This window comes from Asaia prunellae JCM 25354 (assembly GCF_000613885.1).
Lineage (GTDB): Bacteria > Pseudomonadota > Alphaproteobacteria > Acetobacterales > Acetobacteraceae > Asaia > Asaia prunellae.
On record NZ_BAJV01000018.1, the window covers coordinates 26,083 to 44,412 of the forward strand.

15 protein-coding genes are annotated in these 18,330 nt (G+C 55.1%); 13 read left to right on the forward strand and 2 right to left on the reverse strand.

The features are described 5' to 3' along the window. Positions 1-11 precede the first annotated feature (11 nt). Entirely contained in the window at positions 12-818 is an 807-nt protein-coding gene (gene serB, locus JCM25354_RS19150; protein WP_369345795.1) for a phosphoserine phosphatase SerB, read from the reverse strand. Between the two features lie 124 nt (positions 819-942). Here serB and miaA point away from each other — a divergent pair, with 124 nt between their 5' ends. From miaA to ilvC, 4 genes are read left to right on the forward strand one after another with little or no spacing between them, the layout of a single operon-like run. Further along, on the forward strand, positions 943-1,926 hold the full coding sequence (miaA, locus tag JCM25354_RS19155; protein ID WP_035447903.1) for a tRNA (adenosine(37)-N6)-dimethylallyltransferase MiaA: 984 nt from the start codon (positions 943-945) through the stop codon (positions 1,924-1,926). A 32-nt stretch (positions 1,927-1,958) separates the two neighbouring features. Beyond that, positions 1,959-3,755 (forward strand): biosynthetic-type acetolactate synthase large subunit, encoded by a 1,797-nt coding sequence (gene ilvB / locus JCM25354_RS13680; protein ID WP_025886419.1) that lies wholly within the window; start codon positions 1,959-1,961, stop codon positions 3,753-3,755. Beyond that, entirely contained in the window at positions 3,755-4,282 is a 528-nt protein-coding gene (ilvN, locus tag JCM25354_RS13685) for an acetolactate synthase small subunit (protein WP_025886420.1), read from the forward strand. Before ilvB ends, ilvN begins: the two co-directional genes overlap by 1 nt. After that, positions 4,282-5,301 (forward strand): ketol-acid reductoisomerase, encoded by a 1,020-nt coding sequence (ilvC, locus tag JCM25354_RS13690; RefSeq protein WP_025886421.1) that lies wholly within the window; start codon positions 4,282-4,284, stop codon positions 5,299-5,301. The genes ilvN and ilvC overlap by 1 nt, the downstream gene beginning before the upstream one ends. 354 nt (positions 5,302-5,655) lie before the next feature. On the opposite strand, the gene JCM25354_RS13695 is transcribed toward ilvC, so the two are convergent. Next, on the reverse strand, positions 5,656-7,170 hold the full coding sequence (locus JCM25354_RS13695; protein ID WP_025886422.1) for a Hint domain-containing protein: 1,515 nt from the start codon (positions 7,168-7,170) through the stop codon (positions 5,656-5,658). Between the two features lie 465 nt (positions 7,171-7,635). On the opposite strand from JCM25354_RS13695, the gene JCM25354_RS13700 reads away from it, so the two are divergent. The 9 genes from JCM25354_RS13700 (at position 7,636) to JCM25354_RS19165 (ending at position 18,268) form a co-directional block, all read left to right on the forward strand. After that, positions 7,636-9,720, forward strand: a complete 2,085-nt coding sequence (locus JCM25354_RS13700) for a hypothetical protein (RefSeq protein ID WP_025886423.1) — start codon at positions 7,636-7,638, stop codon at positions 9,718-9,720. After that, positions 9,717-10,424 carry a histidine phosphatase family protein gene (locus JCM25354_RS13705; RefSeq protein WP_243444082.1) on the forward strand — a complete coding sequence of 236 codons (708 nt, stop codon included), beginning with the start codon at positions 9,717-9,719 and terminating at the stop codon, positions 10,422-10,424. The genes JCM25354_RS13700 and JCM25354_RS13705 overlap by 4 nt, the downstream gene beginning before the upstream one ends. Positions 10,425-10,573: 149 nt before the next feature. Continuing rightward, complete coding sequence (locus JCM25354_RS13710) at positions 10,574-11,554, forward strand: polysaccharide deacetylase family protein (RefSeq protein ID WP_025886425.1); 981 nt, start codon at positions 10,574-10,576, stop codon at positions 11,552-11,554. 218 nt (positions 11,555-11,772) lie between these two features. Then, positions 11,773-12,801, forward strand: a complete 1,029-nt coding sequence (locus tag JCM25354_RS13715; protein ID WP_025886426.1) for a LacI family DNA-binding transcriptional regulator — start codon at positions 11,773-11,775, stop codon at positions 12,799-12,801. After that, on the forward strand, positions 12,798-13,679 hold the full coding sequence (locus tag JCM25354_RS13720) for a sugar phosphate isomerase/epimerase family protein (RefSeq protein ID WP_025886427.1): 882 nt from the start codon (positions 12,798-12,800) through the stop codon (positions 13,677-13,679). Before JCM25354_RS13715 ends, JCM25354_RS13720 begins: the two co-directional genes overlap by 4 nt. 81 nt (positions 13,680-13,760) lie before the next feature. Next, a complete protein-coding gene (locus tag JCM25354_RS13725; protein WP_025886428.1) occupies positions 13,761-14,777 on the forward strand; it encodes a substrate-binding domain-containing protein in 1,017 nt (338 codons plus the stop codon). After that, positions 14,774-16,261: a sugar ABC transporter ATP-binding protein gene (locus JCM25354_RS13730; protein ID WP_025886429.1), complete on the forward strand. Its 1,488-nt coding sequence runs from the start codon at positions 14,774-14,776 to the stop codon at positions 16,259-16,261. Before JCM25354_RS13725 ends, JCM25354_RS13730 begins: the two co-directional genes overlap by 4 nt. After that, a complete protein-coding gene (locus JCM25354_RS19160; RefSeq protein ID WP_199899959.1) occupies positions 16,254-17,648 on the forward strand; it encodes an ABC transporter permease subunit in 1,395 nt (464 codons plus the stop codon). The genes JCM25354_RS13730 and JCM25354_RS19160 overlap by 8 nt, the downstream gene beginning before the upstream one ends. Next, positions 17,645-18,268 (forward strand): ABC transporter permease, encoded by a 624-nt coding sequence (locus tag JCM25354_RS19165; RefSeq protein ID WP_159103504.1) that lies wholly within the window; start codon positions 17,645-17,647, stop codon positions 18,266-18,268. Before JCM25354_RS19160 ends, JCM25354_RS19165 begins: the two co-directional genes overlap by 4 nt. Positions 18,269-18,330 lie beyond the last annotated feature (62 nt).

Below are 18,330 nucleotides of genomic sequence, written 5' to 3' on the forward strand. Positions count from 1 at the left end.
TGCCCTGAGCCTCACTCCACGAAAACACTCGCCGGGTAGCCCTGTGCAAACAGATGGGCGCGAAGGGTCGAGTGATTGACCTGCATCTCGATCATCTGGCGGACTTTCGGCTTAGCCTTATAGGCAATGCCCAGACCGGCCACGGCGAGCATCGGCAGGTCATTGGTGCCGTCTCCGGTGGTCAGGGCCGCGGAGGCTTTTACACCGCGTTCTTCAAGCAGGCGCTGCAGATGCTCTTCCTTGCTTTCAGGGCCAAGAACGGGCGCCGCGAGTTTGCCAGTAAATCTGCCATTCTCGATGTCGAACTCGTTACCGTAATGTTCGTCAAAACCACAGACCTCGGCCACGCGGCTGGTGAAGAAGGTAAAGCCACCTGAGACGAGCGCTGTGCGGGCGTTATGGGCGCTCATGGTTCTGACCAGTGTGCGGGCACCGGGATTCAGCCGCGCATTCTGCCAGACCTCTTCAAGGCAGGCAGTTGGTTTGCCGGTAAGTAATGCTACCCGTGCAAGAAGGGATTCTGCAAAATCGAGCCTGCCGTTCATGCTATCGAGCGTCAGCTTTGTGACAGCGTCTCCAACGCCGGCCAGGGCGGCGACTTCATCGAGGCTTTCGCCATCAAGAATGGTGCTGTCCATATCAGCGACCAGAACGGCCTTGCGGCGTCCCCGTGTCTTGACCAGAAGAGCATCGACCTTATGTCGCGCCAGGGTTGCGCGTATGGTGGCGATAGTTGGGGCGCCAGGGGCCGGTGCAGGACAGGGAATTTCGACGGCTTCCCCTGCAGAAAGCACGACGGGGTTCTTGCCCTTCACCATGTTCCGGGCGATGTCGATGGCATCTCTGGCAGGGTGCCCTGTTCAGGGTCGGCAACGAGAACGAGAACGTAAGGTAAGGTCATCTTGGCCCATCTGGTAGAAACGCTTGGGACAGTAAGACAGAATGGCTGATGCCCCGATTGCCCTTATTGTGGCGGGACCGACCTGTTCCGGCAAGTCGGCATTGGCCCTCACGCTCGCCGAGCGTTTGGTGGGCACGATCATCAACGCGGATTCCATGCAGGTCTATGCCGATCTGCATATCCTGACGGCGCGTCCTGATGTTGCCGATGAGGCGCGTGCACCACACAGGCTGTATGGTGTGCTTGATGCGGCCCGGCCCGGCAGTGTCGCCTGGTGGCGTGAGGCGGCGCTGGCGGAGATGCAGGCGACCCGGGAAGATGGGCGGGTTCCCATTCTGTGCGGGGGGACGGGCATGTATATGCGCGCGTTGCTGGAAGGGCTGGTGGAAGTGCCTGAGCCGGGAGATGAGGCCCGGGAGGAAGCCCGCAGGCTGGTGAATGAGCAGGGAAGTGAAGCGGTTCATGCGCTTCTGATGCGTGATGACCCCCAGACCGCACAGACATTGCGTCCGAGCGATGGCCAGCGTGTCGCCCGCGCGCTCGAAGTACTGAGGGGAACAGGACATGGGCTCGTCTACTGGCGCAGTCAGCCCGGCTTGCCGCCAGCACCATACCGTTTTGTTTCGGTCAGGCTCCATCCGCCGCGTGACAGCCTGCGTGCTGCCATTGCAGAACGGTTCTCGCATATGATGGCCCGTGGAGCACTGGATGAGGTCGAACGCCTTGTTGCACGGGGACTTTCACCCGCTTTGCCTGCCATGCGTGCCCATGGTGTGCCGGAACTGGGCGCCGTTCTTGCAGGAACCCTTCCGATGAACGAAGCTGTCCAGCGCGCTGTCATCGCGACAGGGCAATATACGCGGCGTCAAGCCACTTGGTTCAACCATCATGCATTGGGCGCAGAGCAGGATTGCATGATTTCCTTGCAGAGATATGACACAAGTACGCAATTTTCGAAAAGAGAATCAGAGAAAATAGCAAGATTCATACAAAAGACCATTGACGAAACAGCAGGCAGGGCATAAACCCGCCCGCTCAATGAAAGGGGTGCGCTCACATGGACGCGTCAACACAGCAGACCAGAAAAACTTCGACAGCGCCGCTCAACGGTGCCGAGGTGCTCCTGCGCGTGCTTGTGGAGCAGGGCGTCGAAGTGATTTTCGGCTATCCCGGTGGCGCGGTGCTGCCCATCTATGATGCACTGTTCAAGCAGAATCATATTCGTCACGTTCTGGTGCGTCATGAACAGGCTGCTGTTCATGCTGCGGAAGCTTATGCGCGCTCTACCGGCAAGGTGGGCGTGGTGCTGGTCACCAGCGGTCCCGGGGCCACCAATGCCGTGACGGGACTGGTCGATGCATTGATGGATTCCATTCCGCTCATCTGCCTGTGCGGTCAGGTGCCGACGGCACTTATCGGCAATGATGCGTTTCAGGAAGCCGATACGACCGGCATCACGCGTCCGGCGACCAAGCATAATTATCTGGTGCGTCGCGGTCAGGATCTGGCACCGATCGTGCGTGAGGCCTTCGAGGTTGCTGCTGGCGGCCGCCCCGGCCCTGTGCTGATCGACCTCCCCAAGGATATTACAGTCGGTCTTGCGCCTCTGCCTGCTCCAGGTGAGGGGCGTCTGCATCGTCCCTACCGCCCTGGGCTGGATGCCGATGGCGAAGCGATCCGCCAGACCATCGCTGCCATGAAGCGTGCCAGACGGCCGCTTCTTTATACAGGGGGCGGCGTGATCAATGCGGGCCCGAAAGCGTCGGAAGGCCTGCGCGAACTCGCCCGTCGTACCGGTTTCCCGGTGACGTCCACGCTGATGGGGCTGGGGGCTTTCCCCACAACCGATCGTCAGTTTCTGGGCATGCTGGGCATGCATGGCAGCTACGAGGCCAATCTGGCTACCCATGGTTGCGATCTGCTGATTGCGCTGGGTTCGCGTTTTGATGATCGCGTGACAGGGCGTGTTGATGCGTTCTCGCCCAACTCGTTCAAGGTGCATGCGGATATTGATCCTTCGCAGATCAACAAGATCATTCGCGTGGATGTGCCGCTCGTGGGGGATGTCGGTCGCACCATCGAGGTGCTTCTGGCAGCATGGGATGGTGAAGGTCAGGATCTGAGTCCGTGGTGGGCACAGATCGAGGGTTGGCGCGCGCTGGATTCCTTCGGCTTTCTGCAGGATCAGGCTCCAAGCGCCATCATCCGTCCGCAATACGCTATTCGTCGTCTCTACGAAGCGACGCAGGCTCTGGGGCGTGACACATTTGTCAGCACAGAAGTTGGCCAGCACCAGATGTGGGCCGCGCAGCATTTCCAGTTCGACAAGCCCAATCGCTGGCTGACCTCTGGTGGCCTCGGTACGATGGGCTACGGTCTGCCTGCGGCTGTCGGCGCCCAGGTGGCGCATCCTGACGCGCTGGTGATCGATATAGCCGGTGAGGCCTCGACGCTCATGAATATTCAGGAGCTGGGCACCATGGCGCAGTATCGCCTGCCCGTGAAGCTGTTCATCCTGAACAACCGCTATATGGGTATGGTGCGTCAGTGGCAGGAATTGCTCCACGGCTCGCGCTATTCACAATCCTACAGCGAGGCGTTGCCCGATTTCATCCGTCTGGCAGAGGCGTTCCACGGCAAGGGGCTGCGCGCCACCTGTGTGGGTGAGCTCGATGGCGTGATCGACGAGATGCTGCGCCATGACGGCCCGGTTGTTGCAGATATCTGCGTGGCGCAGGATGAAAACTGCTTCCCGATGATTCCGTCGGGCGCTCCGCATAACGAGATGCTGCTTGGCCCTGATCAGGAAGCCAATGCAGCCAAGATCACACAAGAAGGCATGATGCTGGTCTGATGGCACAGGATATCCAGAGAGCCGTCATTGCGGTTCTGATCGAAAACGAGAGCGGAGCCCTGGCCCGTGTCGTCGGTCTGTTCTCAGGGCGTGGCTATAATATTGAAAGCCTCACCGTTTCCGCCATTGACGCCACACGTAACCTGTCGCGCATCACCATTGTGACATCCGGCACGGAAATGGTCATTACCCAGATCAAGGCGCAGCTTGCGCGCCTTATTCCGGTGCATGGCGTGCGTGATCTGACCGAATGTGGCCCGCATGTGGCGCGCGAACTTGCGCTGATCAAGGTGGTCAGCAAAGGGGAGACGCGGACCGAAGGCATGCGTATTGCGCAGGCATTTCGGGCTCATGCCGTCGATACGACAGCAGGGTCTTTTGTTTTTGAACTGACGGGAAGTGCCGAGAAAATCGATGCTTTCGTCGAGCTGATGCAGCCGCTTGGTCTTGCGGAAGTATCCCGGACCGGAATCGCCGCTATTGGCCGTGGTACCGAAGTCTTTCAATCCATCGAGGAGTCTTTCTGATGCGCGTCTATTACGATCGTGACTGTGATCTGGGCCTGATCAAGAGCAAGAAGGTTGCCATCATCGGTTACGGCAGCCAGGGTCACGCCCATGCCAACAACCTGAAGGATAGCGGCGTGACCGATATGGTCATCGGCCTGCGTCCTGAGTCCTCGGCTGTGGCCAAGGCAGAAGGCGCTGGCTTCAAGGTCATGACCCCCGCTGACGCCGCTGCATGGGCTGATGTTGTGATGGTCTTGACGCCTGACGAAGGCCAGGGCGCGCTCTACAAGGACTCGCTCGAGAAGAACCTGAAACAGGGTGCGGCTCTCGTTTTCGCCCATGGTCTGTCGATCCATTTCCGCATCATCGAAGCCCGTCCTGATCTGGACGTGTTCCTTGTCGCGCCGAAGGGCCCCGGCCACACGGTGCGCTCCGAATACCAGAAGGGTGGCGGCGTGCCGTCACTCGTGGCTGTTGCCCAGAACGCAACGGGTCAGGCGCTCGAAATCGCCCTGTCCTACGCGTCGGCCAATGGTGGCGGCCGCGCCGGCATCATTGAGACCAGCTTCAAGGAAGAGGTCGAAACCGATCTGTTCGGTGAGCAGGCCGTTCTTTGTGGCGGTCTGGTCGAGCTGATCCGCGCTGGCTTCGAAACCCTGGTCGAAGGGGGCTACGCTCCCGAAATGGCCTATTTCGAGTGCCTGCATGAAATGAAGCTGATCGTGGATCTGATCTACGAAGGCGGCATTGCGAACATGAATTACTCGATCTCGAACACGGCCGAGTACGGTGAATATGTAACCGGCCCGCGCATCGTGACGGCAGAAACCAAGGCCGAAATGAAGCGGGTCCTGACCGATATTCAGGATGGCACCTTCGTGCGTAATTTCATTCTGGAAAACCAGTCGGGCGGTGTTGGCTTCAAGGCCATTCGCGCTCGCAACGATGTGCACCAGATTGAAAAGACCGGCGAAAAGCTCCGTGGCATGATGCCCTGGATTGCCAAGGGCAAGCTGGTCGATAAAGCAAAGAACTGAGCTTTTTCCATTTGGGAAAGAGGAAAAAAGGGGGCTTTCAGCCCCCTTTTTTTAGGCTCTGCTTACCCCTCCGGTTATGTGGAGCGTGAGAGATAAAAATCTGACTGGGGTCAGAAAGTTCTTTACGGCAATAAAGGCGTTGACAGTGAACTATGCGTCCTCAGCGCATCTTGGACATGGTCGAGGTCGAATTCTGCCAATATCACAGCGTTCAGATCGACCTCGTTCTATGTCGGCTATCTTCGTAGTGGTAGACCGCTAACCGATGTGACGGCATATGCCTACCCTGCGAATAAGTTCGCATATCTGGACCTGTGGTTTTTCTTTATTGGTGGTTGTTAAATAAAGAGTGTATCAGTCTGCCATGGCGAGGGTGCGAGATCTGTCGGAAATTTCAGGTTGACTATTATCGTGAAGATATAATTCAGGGCCATATGAGAGTATTTCTATGGCAATTACCGACGGTAAAAAAGTCCCACCCTGTTCAATTGGTAGCATAGCATATCCATCTGTCCAGCGCGCTTCGGGTATTTCACTGCAATGCCAGCCCAGAAGGGAAACATCATCAAGATGCCGGGTTAATGAATATGTCTTTTCCGGAGAGAAAATTGTGATATTTCCAACAAGAACACCCAATTCTCGACGATCATCAATATAAGGGCCTATTACGCAGCTTGGAGAAATATGCTCTGATTTTATGAAATACAAATCAGATAGCGAGTCCATAACGAAAATATAATTTCTACCTCTTATTCTGTCGGGTGTTTTTTCTGCGCCGTATTTATCGACCAGGGCGATCTTCTGCTCATAAACAAAATCTCTGGACTGCGTTGCATAACCAATCTGGTCGCTTCTTTTTTTGAGCGACAGATAAATCTGTTCTGTTAAAGTCGCGTCGAGGCATAGAGGTGCCGCAGCATTTGTCTGCCAATTATAGCGGCCTTCGCCAATCAAAATGTAATCCTTTAGCGTGGTCTCTATATCGTATCCGCACCCGGTATCCAGGTAGCTTTCAGACAGGAGATTATTTGCTGATACGATTGAATGTTTGTCCAATTCGAAATGGTATACCTCTACGTTTTGATCATCAATGTAGGATATGCTTCCGCCATTGACCAACATGCGCACTGGAACGAGGTGACCCTCAAGAAACAGGCAATGCTCAGGAGTAATCAAGAGATCCACATCAGGAATATTCTGGTCGATGGCATCTTTTCTGACATTGACGATGGATTTTGAACCTGTCCCGTTCCTGATAAGTCTTTTGCCGATCCATTTGACAGGAAGCGCGGTTTTACCTGTCTCAGACAGGGTTGTTATCAGATCTCCCACTTTCAGATCTTCTACTCTGATTTTTCCTATGGGCGTTTCTATAAATGTACCTTTAGCATAGCATCGAATGATGAAAGAGCCGTCATTATCGCCGGGTTCGAAATAGTATTGGGCGGTGGATCCTTCAGCCATATTATTGGGGTTTCCAGGTATCTGGATAATGAAATTCATTGTACTGGTGATTATAAAGCCACCGGTAACCTTTATGCTAACGGTAGTCATGCCATCTTTATAAGTTGTTATAACTTTCTTGTTTGGGGCGTTCAGTTCGAAAGAAATAACGAGATTTTTCGGGGGAGGGCCAGACATATTAACAACGTACTCGTAATTTCCTGAAAGACCACTGAATATTGATGAGTCAAGTTTGACATCTATATTGCCGCCGTTCGGCCCTACTGTGGCGGAAACCCAAGATGATTTCCCAAAGCCCAGCAGACCTGCGCTTGCATCAAGGGAGAGGGTGCCTCCATCAATGAGATAGTCTTTTCCTGAGTCATAAGTAGCGCTACCGTCTTCCGGTATTACTATTGTTGTCATATCAGAAACGCTCCCGTTTTTTAGGTTTTTTCTGATACGGGGGATAAGAAAAATTCGGACAAATAATTAAGTATTCAATAAATAATATTATTTCGAATATGAAACTATTTAAATAAATAAATATTGCCAATATCATTTGATATGAATATGTTATAATAACTATATTTTTTTGCTAAAAAATCATAATCTATTTTTCTATTTGAAATAGGAATAATAGATTTTAACTGAAGTAAATACTTGACGCATTATGCCGTTCTTCAAAAAAATTTATTTTTATTGATTTTCAATGGATATTAAATCGCAAATGTTATTATGCATTACTTTTCTTGAACCCTGTTGCCCAAATTCTCTTGCGATGCGTGGCAGCCAAGGTGTGTCTGCCTTCCGATGGACATCGCGTCTCTGTTTGGGGATCAACTCGGCATGGGTTATAAAGCGCCCTTCTTCACGACAGGATGATGCCGCGTGCTTGCAGAAAAAGTGACGGATGGTTTGTTTGCGGCGCTTGATCGCCCCGATCTGCAGAGCTTGTCGGATCGGATTTCTCTGGATCTTTCGCCTCGCCTGGACCTGCCTTTCACTGCATCGGCTGATGCCATTATCCTCGGTGCCCTGGCGTTCGAGCGGCCGGAGATGGCGCCCACCCTGTTACGTTACGGGCTTGAGTGGGTATTTCTGCTGCAGGATCTGCCTGCGCAGGATCGCCCGCTTGCAGCAATCGTGGCCGCCCGTGTGGCAGCACTGTTTCATCAGCTTGACAGCGAGATAGTGGCGTTGCCAGCTGGCCTCGCATGGTTGCATGAATTTGCGGCCCACAGGCCACCTTGTGCTTCACGTGTAACAGCACTCTGGCCTGAGCTGATCCGGTTCTGTCCCGGCTTATCCATTACAGGCGTCGATCCTGCCCCGCTTCTGGCGCGGCTTGAACCGCTCTGGCTGTCTTTGGGGCCCGCAGAATATCTGATGGCTGATGGGGGCGATGAGCGTCTGACCATCGATCCGAAGACCGGGCTCAACCGTTATGGCTGTTCTCATCGCCCGCGTCCCTGGGCGGTTACTTTTTCCTCTTCTACCGCATCATCCCTTTCAGAGCGCGGATATCTGGGAGCAGAACGTGCAAGACGCAGTTTTCTGCTTGATGCTCTGGGTGGAACTCCCGCGCCCCGCGCTCGTGAAGCAGCCTGCCTGAATGTCAGGCAGGGGCTGGCAGCCCTTTATGGTCTTGAATCACGCGATAACATCGTACTGGCCGCGTCGGGCACAGATTGTGAGCTTGCGGTTCTGGCAATTGGCCTGATGCGTGCGGGTGGCCGTTCTGCCGCAATCACGAATATTCTGATCGCTCCGGATGAAACAGGCAGCGGGGTGCCTCTTGCAGCGCAAGGGCGTCATTTTGCCGCAGGCACAGCGCTTGGAAATGAAGCAGACAAGGCGAGTCATCTTGAAGGGTTCCCTACAGGCACCCGTCTACTGGGTATCGCCATACGCAACCCAGATGGATCGCCTCGTGATCCGGGCGCGCTGGATGAAGAAGTACGATGTTGCGTGATGCAGGAACTGACGCAAGGGCGTCATGTGATCCTGCATCAACTCGACATGTCCAAGACCGGCCTGGTCGGCCCTCGACATGATCTGTTGCAGGAGCTGATTGCCCTTTATCCCGGCCAGATAACGCTCGTTGTCGATGCCTGCCAGGCACGACTGGCACCTGAACGGGTAGCAGCGATGGTACGGAGTGGGATGCTGGTGATGACGACGGGGTCCAAATTCCTGACTGGGCCACCTTTCTGTGGGGCTGTGCTTTTGCCGGATGAGCTGGCTTCGTCATTGGCCTCCTTCTCTCTGCCGGAGGGACTTTCGGCCTATTTCAATCGATGCGACTGGCCACAGACCTCTTCGCCAGACCCTCTGATGCAGGAAGGAAATCTTGGCCTGGCCCTGCGCTGGCAGGCTGCCCTTGCCGAAAGCAAGGCTCTTGCTGCTGTTCCCCGCGGGCGCATTACAGAGACATTGCGTCGCTTTGAAAAAGCGGCACGGGAAGTGATCGCGAATCATCCTTCCCTGACCTTGCTGTCAGTGCCTCCTCTGGAGCGGGCATCGATGGCTGGTCAGGAAATCTGGGATACGGTGCCAACCGTTTTCTCGTTTCTGGTCAATGATCCGCAGGCGCAGGAAAAGCCCTTGTCTCTAGAGCGTGCCCGTGCGTTACATCGATGGCTTAATGCCGATCTTTCACCATGGATCCGTGGTTCCGATCTGGCAGAACTGCTTTGCCAGCTTGGGCAACCTGTCCCTGTGCCTCATCCCGCTCTGGGAGGGGATAATGCCGGAGCATTGCGGCTTTGCGCCGGTGCGCGCCTTGTCTCAGGCGAGCCTTCCCATGCCGGTCTGACCAACCAGTCGCGTCTTGACCGGGAGTTTGCCGATATCCGTCGCGTCTTTGCGAAAATCTCCCTCATTCTGACGCATTGGAAGCAGCTGGAAGCCGTTGACCCGGTTCCTCGCTATGCACCACATTCCCATTTCTCGAGAAAGTCTCAGGTATCATGACGCAGTCTCCAATGCCTTCCCAGACTGAAACCAAGGCCCATGGCCATTTCCTTGATTCCATGCACCTGCCTGCAGGGGTGACGCGTATCTGGCTGATCCGTCATGCCATAGTCGAAGCAAAAGCCCGCATGCGCGTCTACGGGGCGCTTGATGTCGATCTGTGTTCTGAACATCTGGCATTGCAGGTGCCCTATTATACGGCGCTTGGTCGCAGGTTGCCGAATGACGCACAATGGGTGGTTTCGCCTCTCAAGCGTGCGCAGGATACCGCCAAGGCCATTTTTGCCGCAGGGTATGGTCCGCGCAATCTGACGATTGAACCGCGCTTTACCGAACAATCCATGGGCGAGTGGCATAATCTGCCGCATGAGGAACTGCCCCTGAAACTGCGTCAGACCGCCCATAATTTCTGGTCACTTTCGGCATCGGAACAGCCACCCGGTGGAGAAAGCATGCTTGATGTCTGTGCCCGCGTCGGACATGCGCTTGATGAATTGGCCGATCGCAGTGAGGGACAGGATAGTGTGGTGGTAAGCCATGGCGGTGCCATTCGTGCGGCAATCTCACATGCGTTGAATGTACATCCAGACACAGCTCTGCGCTTTTCGATCCAGAATCTGTCTCTCTCTATTCTGGAGCGGATCAACGGTGTCTGGCGCGTCGTAACGGTCAACGAGCTTCCGGCGAGCTTCAGCCAGTCCTGAGGTTCTGGCGTGAAGGCTTTAGCTGTGTCTTCGCGCTCCACCTGAAGACGATTTCCGTCATCTCTTTTTATGCCGCAGTAATTTTCGGTTGTGATCAGGAGGCGGTCAAATGACTCATCATCGTGGTTCTGCGGCCGTAAGGCACTGGAATGACAAAGAAAACAGCGATGGTGCGCAGAGGGGTTATCCCATTTGCCCGACTGAGTTTAATCGGCTTTTTTCCAATAGCGGTTCATGTGTCAGCGCAGCCTGTTCATCTTGTGGCGGTGACCTTCGATGATCTGCCCTACGTCATGTCGGACAAAGCGTCCCGCAGTGACAATCAGAAAGATGCACAGCCTGCCAATCGTGCCATTCTCGCTGCCTTGCGTCACGATGCGGTGCCGGTCACCGCCTTTGTCAATGAAGACAAGGTGAGAGCTCTTGGATCGCTTGGCACCAAGATCCTTACCCAATGGAATCAGGGCACTCTGACACTGGCCAATCACGCGGCGCATCATGTCGACAGCAATATGCTCACCCCGGCGCAATTCGAGAACGAGATAAAAGAGGGTGAGCGCAGTATTGGACCGCTCGCTCATAAGGCAGGGCGGAAGCTCGAGTTTTTCCGTTTTCCGTTCAATCATGTTGGCGATACCGAGCCGAAACGGAAAGCCCTGTCGGAAATTGTCAGGCGCCTTGGATACAGGCAGGCAGCCACAACGATTGATGTGGAAGACTATCTCTTTAACGATGCCTATGAATGTGCCCATGCTGCAGGAAACCCCGTAGATGAGCAGCGTATCCTGCAAGCCTATATTGATTATGCGCGTATCGAGATTCCTTGTTATCAGAAACTCGATGAAAAAATCATGGGGTACGATGTGCCCGCGGTCATGCTCTTGCACAGTAATCGTCTGAATGCCGTGGCGTTGCCACAAATTCTCGCCTTGTTCAGGGAACAGCATTATCGCTTTGTTACGTTGACTCAGGCCCAGTCAGACCCGGCGTTCAAGCGGGAGCCTGCTATAGCGACCAGATTCGGTCCCATGTGGGGGTATCGCTGGGCGAAGGAACGACATATTCCGGTCGATGGGCGCCTGGAACAGGAGCCACCTGACTGGGTCCGCAATTATTGCCACAAGCTCTAAAAATAGAAGTATAATAAACCGCTATTTTTGACTATTATTTATATAAAATGATTATTACATTGTTTGACAGGTAAGGCGAGCCAATGATTTTCGTGCCGCTTATGTATGGTTCGGCATATCCTGGCGATAAAAATGACGGAAACGTCATTTCCCTGAAATGTAGGATTCATCATAGGCCTTTTCCCACGTTAAACGTTTAACGCGGGAGAAGGCGCTTTATGGCACGCAAGACTGCCCAGATATCAATCCGTGATGTGGCTGAAGCCGCACAGGTTTCGGTTGCGACCGTTTCCAATGTGGTGCGCAGTCGCAAGAACGTGTCTGATGCTGTGCGGGCGCGTGTAAATGATGCCATCAGGACGCTGAACTATTTGCCTGACAGGGCTGCCATGCAGCTTCGCGAAGGGCGCAACCGCATTATCGGCGTTCTTGTGCCGAGCCTTGATAACCCTTTTTTTACGGCCATTATTGCCTGCCTGGAAGAATGCGCCCGCAAGGATGGATACGATATCATCGTCGGGAGTGCGGGAGAGGAGCCCGCTTATGGTTCCTCGCGTCTCAAGGCGCTGTTGTCGTGGCGTCCTGCAGGCATGATTATTCTGCCAAACGATGACTATTTTGCCGATGCGTCGATACTTGATGCGACCTCAATCCCCTATGTGGTGCTGGATCGACTGCCGCATTCATGCATGGCCGATACAGTTGCGGTTGAAAACGAGCAATCGGCAGCCGAGGCAGCCGCCTATCTGGCCAGTCTCGGACACAGACGCATCCTCGTGGTCGCTACGACTTTGTCACTGGCGAATATTCGTGAACGGTGTGCCGGTATCATCGCTTTTTGTGCTCAGGCCGGGCTGCCTGTGCCGCAGGTTCTGGAAGTTGGTCATCATGCCGAAGAAGGGCCGGCCGCACTGACGGAGATGCTCACAGGCCGCAATATTCCTACGGCCATTATTGCTTTGACCAATTCCATCACTCTGGGGGCGTTACGCTGTCTGTACCAGAGTGGATGTAACGTACCCGACGACGTATCGCTTGTCGGATACGACGATTATGCATGGATGCGTGCCACACAGCCCCCCATCACTGCCATACGTCAACCGGTGGAAGAAATGGGTGTTCAGTCCTGGTCACGTCTCATGCATCGCATAGCGGGCGAAAGCACCGCCCCCATGCAGGTTCGATTGCCCTGCACGCTCGCGGTACGCGGTTCGACTGCTCCTCCAAAAACAGGAAAAATGTCATGAACAAGCTTGGATTGCATGCTTTTGTCTGGACCGCCAACTGGACACCCGAAGACGCTGCCATGGCCATAAGGTCCACAGCCGAACTCGGTTACGATCTGATCGAGGCCTCGACGATGGATCTCAAGGCTTTCGACGTGCCGGCCACCCTGCGCGAACTGGAGCGTAACAAGCTCGGGATTACCATGTCTTTCGGCCTGACGGCTGATATGGATATTTCTTCCGGAGACAAGGAACGTACGAAGCGTGGTGAGGCGCATCTGCTCGATGCCATGTCACTGGCGCGCGATGTTGGTGCTACCCATGTCTGTGGTATTCTTTATTCAGCATTTCAGAAATATGCCACACCAGTGACCGAGGACGGTATCCGCGGTTCCGTCGACGTTGTGCGTCGTGTCGCGGAAAAGGCTCAGGCCAGTGGCATCACGCTGGGCATGGAAGTTGTCAATCGTTATGAATCCAACGTGCTCAACACGGCGCGTCAGGCGATTGCCTATGTGAAAAAAGTTGAAATGCCGAATGTGAAGCTGCATCTCGATTGCTATCACATGAATATCGAGGAGGCCGATTCAGCAGAGGCCATCCGTGAGGCGGGCGATCTGCTGGGGTATTTTCATACCGGCGACTCCCATCGTGGTTATCTGGGCTCAGGCTCGGTCGATTTCCCGAGCATTTTCCGTGCGCTTGAGAGCATCAATTATCAGGGGCCGATTACTTTCGAGTCCTTTTCTTCCGCTGTGGTGGGTCAGCCACTCGAAGGCATTCTGGGTATCTGGCGCAATCTCTGGGAAGACAGCCGTGATCTGGCCGCTCATGCCAAGGCCTTTACAGACGTGCAGATGAAATCTGCTCGCGAGGCCCTTGGCCGTCAGCGCCGCTGAGTTCTCCGTTTCCCCCTGCCTTATCTTCCGTCACGAGCGCGTCTGTATGTCGTCTCGTGACGACACCAAAAGGTTGAGATCATGAACGTCTCCCGTCGTGGCTTTCTGGGTGCCGCTGCCAGTCTGACCGCTCTTGCCCCGTTTGCGTCTTCCCGCTTTTCACCGGTGTTTGCCGAAGGGGCTCCGAAGAAAATTGCCATTGTTGCCAAGATTGGTGGCATTCCTTGGTTCAACGCCATGGAGCGCGGTATTCAGAGCGCGGGCAAGGAAACGGGATGCAATGCCTGGATGATCGGCCCGACACAGGCCGATGCTGCCCAGCAGGTCAGCGCAATTGAAGATCTGATTGCCCGCAAGGTCGATGTGATTGGCGTTGTCCCTAACGATGCCAGCTCGCTCGTACCGGTATTGCAACGTGCCCGTGCTGCCGGGATCCATGTGATCAGCCATGAAAGCCCTGGTCAACAGGGTGCAGAATGGGATCTCGAATTTACCACTCCGGCGGCCGATGGTGAACGCCATATGGAAGCTCTGGCGAAGGCTTCTGGCGGCAAGGGTGGTTATATCATCATCGTTGGTTCGCTTACCGTACCGCAGCATAAAATGCGCGCCGATGCGGCCATTGCGCTGCAGAAAGCAAAATACCCGGATATGCATCTGATCGGTGATCGCTTCGGGTGCGGCGAGAGTGTGGATGACAGCTATCGTACCGTCATGGACCAGCTGCGCGCTCATCCTGACCTCACGGGTGTTCTGGCTTTCGGGTCACAGGGACCAATCGGTGCGGCGCGTGCCGTCGATGCCCGAGGCAAGATCAAAACCGTTTCTGTGGTTGGCCCCTTCTCGCCGGGACAGGGAGCAAAATATGTGCGTTCTGGCGCTATTCGCTGCGGTTATATCTGGAATCCGCTTCTAGCAGGGCAGACCCTTGTGCGTCTGGGTCTGATGCTGGCCACTGACAAGCTCATCACCAATGGCATGGATATGACCGATATCGGTGCGTTGCAGGTTGATCCGGCCCAGCACAGCATTCTGGCGCCCAAAATGCAGATCATTGATCGCTCGACCATTGCCGAGCTGGTGGCGCTCGGGCTGTGACTGCGTCTGTCTTCCTGGAACTGCTGAATGTCACCAAGACATTCGGCAGTTTTCAGGCCCTGCGTGGCATCGACTGGGATGTGCGTGAAGGCGAAATTCATTGTCTTGTGGGCGAAAATGGCTGCGGCAAATCGACGCTCATCAAGGCCGTTTCGGGCGTTCATGCGCCGGATGCGGGTGGAGAAATTCGCATAGCGGGACAGAATGCGGTACCGCTCGATCCGATGCGGGCGAGAGCACTGGGCATACAGGTCGTATTTCAGGATCTGGCGCTTTTTCCCAATCTCAGCGTTGCTGAGAATATCGCTTTTGATGCCAATCTCGGGCGCGGGTTCAGCCCGAAAACGGCTATCCGGCGCAAGGCGCGTGAAACACTCGATCGTCTCGGGCATGATTTGCCGCTTGATCTGCCCGTGGAATGCCTGTCGATTGCCGAACGGCAGATTGTTGCCATCGCCCGGGGTCTGGCAGGGGCCGCCCGTCTTATTTTCATGGATGAGCCGACAGCGTCTCTGACGCGTGCTGAAGTGCGTCGGCTGCTTGATCTGGTGCGCAAGCTCTCAGAAGCAGGTATTGCCGTGGTGTTTGTCTCTCATCGTCTTGATGAGGTCTCGGCGATTGCCGAGCGGATCACGGTGATGCGCGACGGGCGGATGGTTGGTACCTATCCGGCTTCGGCGCTCGATCAGCGGACGTTGATCCATCTCATGACAGGGATCGAGATTGCATCACATCATGTCGTGCGCGATTGCTCGTCGCGTGACGTGGTGCTGGAAACGCGTCACCTGAGTCGTCGTGGCGAATATGATGATGTGTCTATCCGTCTTCATGAAGGCGAGGTTCTGGGGTTGACCGGTCTGCTTGGTGCCGGGCGCACGGAACTGGCACTTTCGCTTTTTGGCATGACGAAGCCTGATTCCGGCGCGCTGATCGTCCATGGGGAAGAGCGGCGCTTTCGTACCAATCAGGATGCCCTAGCGGCAGGCATAGCCTATGTTTCTGAAGATCGACTGAATCTCGGGATCAATGCCGAGCAATCCATTGTCGATAATCTGGATATTGCTGTCCTGCCCGGCCTGGCTAACCGCTTCGGCCTGATTTCGGATGAGTCACGTATTCAGCTGGCCAGGGATTGGGTAGCGCGTCTGAACATCAAGCTGACCTCGGTAGAGGATGCCATCAACACACTTTCTGGTGGTAACCAGCAGCGTGTCATCCTCGCGCGCTGGCTGGCTTCCCATCCGAAAATCCTGATTCTCGACAGCCCGACGGTTGGTGTTGATATCAAGAACAAGGAAGGAATTTACGCCCTGATCCGCGAGTTGAGCGAGCAGGGCGTGGGTATTCTCGTAATCTCGGATGAGATGATCGAGCTCTTCGCAACATGTGATCGTATTCTGCATATGCGTAATGGTCGCATTGCCGGCGAATACAGCCCGTCTCTCATTACCGAACAGGCTCTGGAGGAGCGGATCTATGCCTGATCTCGCATCCCTGCGAAACCGCCCGGAATTCTGGCTGGCGGCGGTCATCACCGTTTTCGTCATCGTGCTATCGCTGGCAACCCCAAATTTCCTGAGTCTGTCCAATTTCGTCGATCTGACCGAAAGCTACGCAGTTCAGGCGATCATGGCGACAGGGCTCTTTGTGGTGCTGATTGCCGGCGGCATTGATATCTCATTCGCGGCTACGGCATCGGTTGCTCAATATGCAGCCGCCTTGCTGGCAACACGCTTCGGTTTGTCGCCATTACTGGTTATTCCGGCAGGACTTCTGGTCGGCACAGGCCTCGGCTTTGTCAATGCGACGCTGATCCATTATGCGCGGGTCAATTCAATCATCATCACCATTGCGACCATGAATGTCTATTTCGCCCTGCTGATGTATGCGACGGGCGGACATTCGATCTATAATCTGCCTGAGTGGTGGAGCGAGCGGATCACCTTTCTGCAGTTCGAAACGGCAAGCGGAGATCTGGTGCGTATCACCCTGCCTATCGTGGTTATGGTTGCCTCGCTCGGTCTGTGCTGGATACTGCTGAACCGTTCGAAAACAGGCAGGCAGCTCTATGCCATGGGGGGTAATGCAGAGGCTGCACGACGTATTGGTCTGAATATTTCCCGGCTTCAGTTTTTTGCTTACGGTTTTGCCGGATTCATGGCGGCGCTGGCTGGGCTCGTGCAGGCCAACCGTGTTGGTGAGGCAGTACCTAATGCCCTCTATGGTACCGAACTTTCGGTTCTGTCTGCTGCCGTGCTTGGTGGCGCTTCGCTGCTGGGTGGCGTCGGCACGATAGGTGGGATCACGCTGGGTATCCTGATGCTGGCAATTATCCAGAACGGCTCAATCTTCTTGATATCTCGCCTTACTGCTTCGAGATCATCACAGGTGCGATCATTCTCGTCTCGACCAGTCTTACGGCACTATCGGTGCGTAGCCGTACCCGCTCACGCCTCGTTGAGGAGGCCCCCAATGTCTGAAAACCTGACAGGACAGAGTTTCTCCATGAACGATCTGGCAGGGCCGTTGCGGCGTTTTCTTCCGGCGCGCGTTTCGGGACAGGCTTTGGCTGCACTCGCGCTGGCTTTGGGATTCAGTCTCATTGTGCCCGGGTTCTTCAGTCTGGGCTCGATGCGTTCAATGATGTTCCAGCTTCCACAGCTGGGTTTGCTGGCCTTGGCCATGGCCATTCCGATGATGTCCGGCGGGCTGAACCTTGCCATCATTGCCATTGCCAATGCCTGCGGTATCGCCATGGTGACGGTTCTGGCCCACCTTCCTCTGGCCGGACATAGCACGGGTTTTGTGACCCTGTGCATTATCCTGGCCCTGATGGCGGGGATGGTACTGGGCACTGCGCTGGAGGATTGACGGGCTGGCTGATTGTACGAACGAAAGTCCATCCCATTCTGGTCACACTGGGTGTGATGTCGATTGTCGAAGGCACAAGCATCTGGCTGACGCGGGGCGAGGTCGTCTCGGGCCTGCCTGCACTCTATGGTCATATCGGTAATGCGTCTCTGCTCCAGATACCGCTGGCCTTTCTGGCCTTTCTGGCTGTTGCCGCCATCGTGCATGTTGTGTTGCAGCATACGGCTTTCGGTATCTCGATCCGCATGATCGGCTCGAATGCCCTGGCTACACGCTATTCAGCCGTCAATGTCGATCGGGTGACAATCAGGATCTACGCGCTTTCAGGCTTTCTGTGTTTCTGCGCCGCCTGTCTTATGCTCGCGCGTTATAATTCGGCCAGCGCAGCCTATGCCAAATCCTATCTTCTGGTGACCGTTCTGGCTGCTGTGCTGGGAGGAGTGGATCCCAATGGCGGGTTTGGTCGCGTGACCGGACTGGTTCTGGCCATGATCATGCTGCAACTCATCGCTACGGGCTTCAATCTTCTGGGCTTCAGTGATTACCTAACGCTCGCTATCTGGGGGCTCGTCCTGATCGGGGTTGCCTGTGCCCAGTCTCTGGTGAAAAAAAGGCGCTAGAAAAAGCGTTCAGAGGACAGGTCCTCTGTTAGGTGGGGCAGAGCCCCACCTCCCTTTTCGAA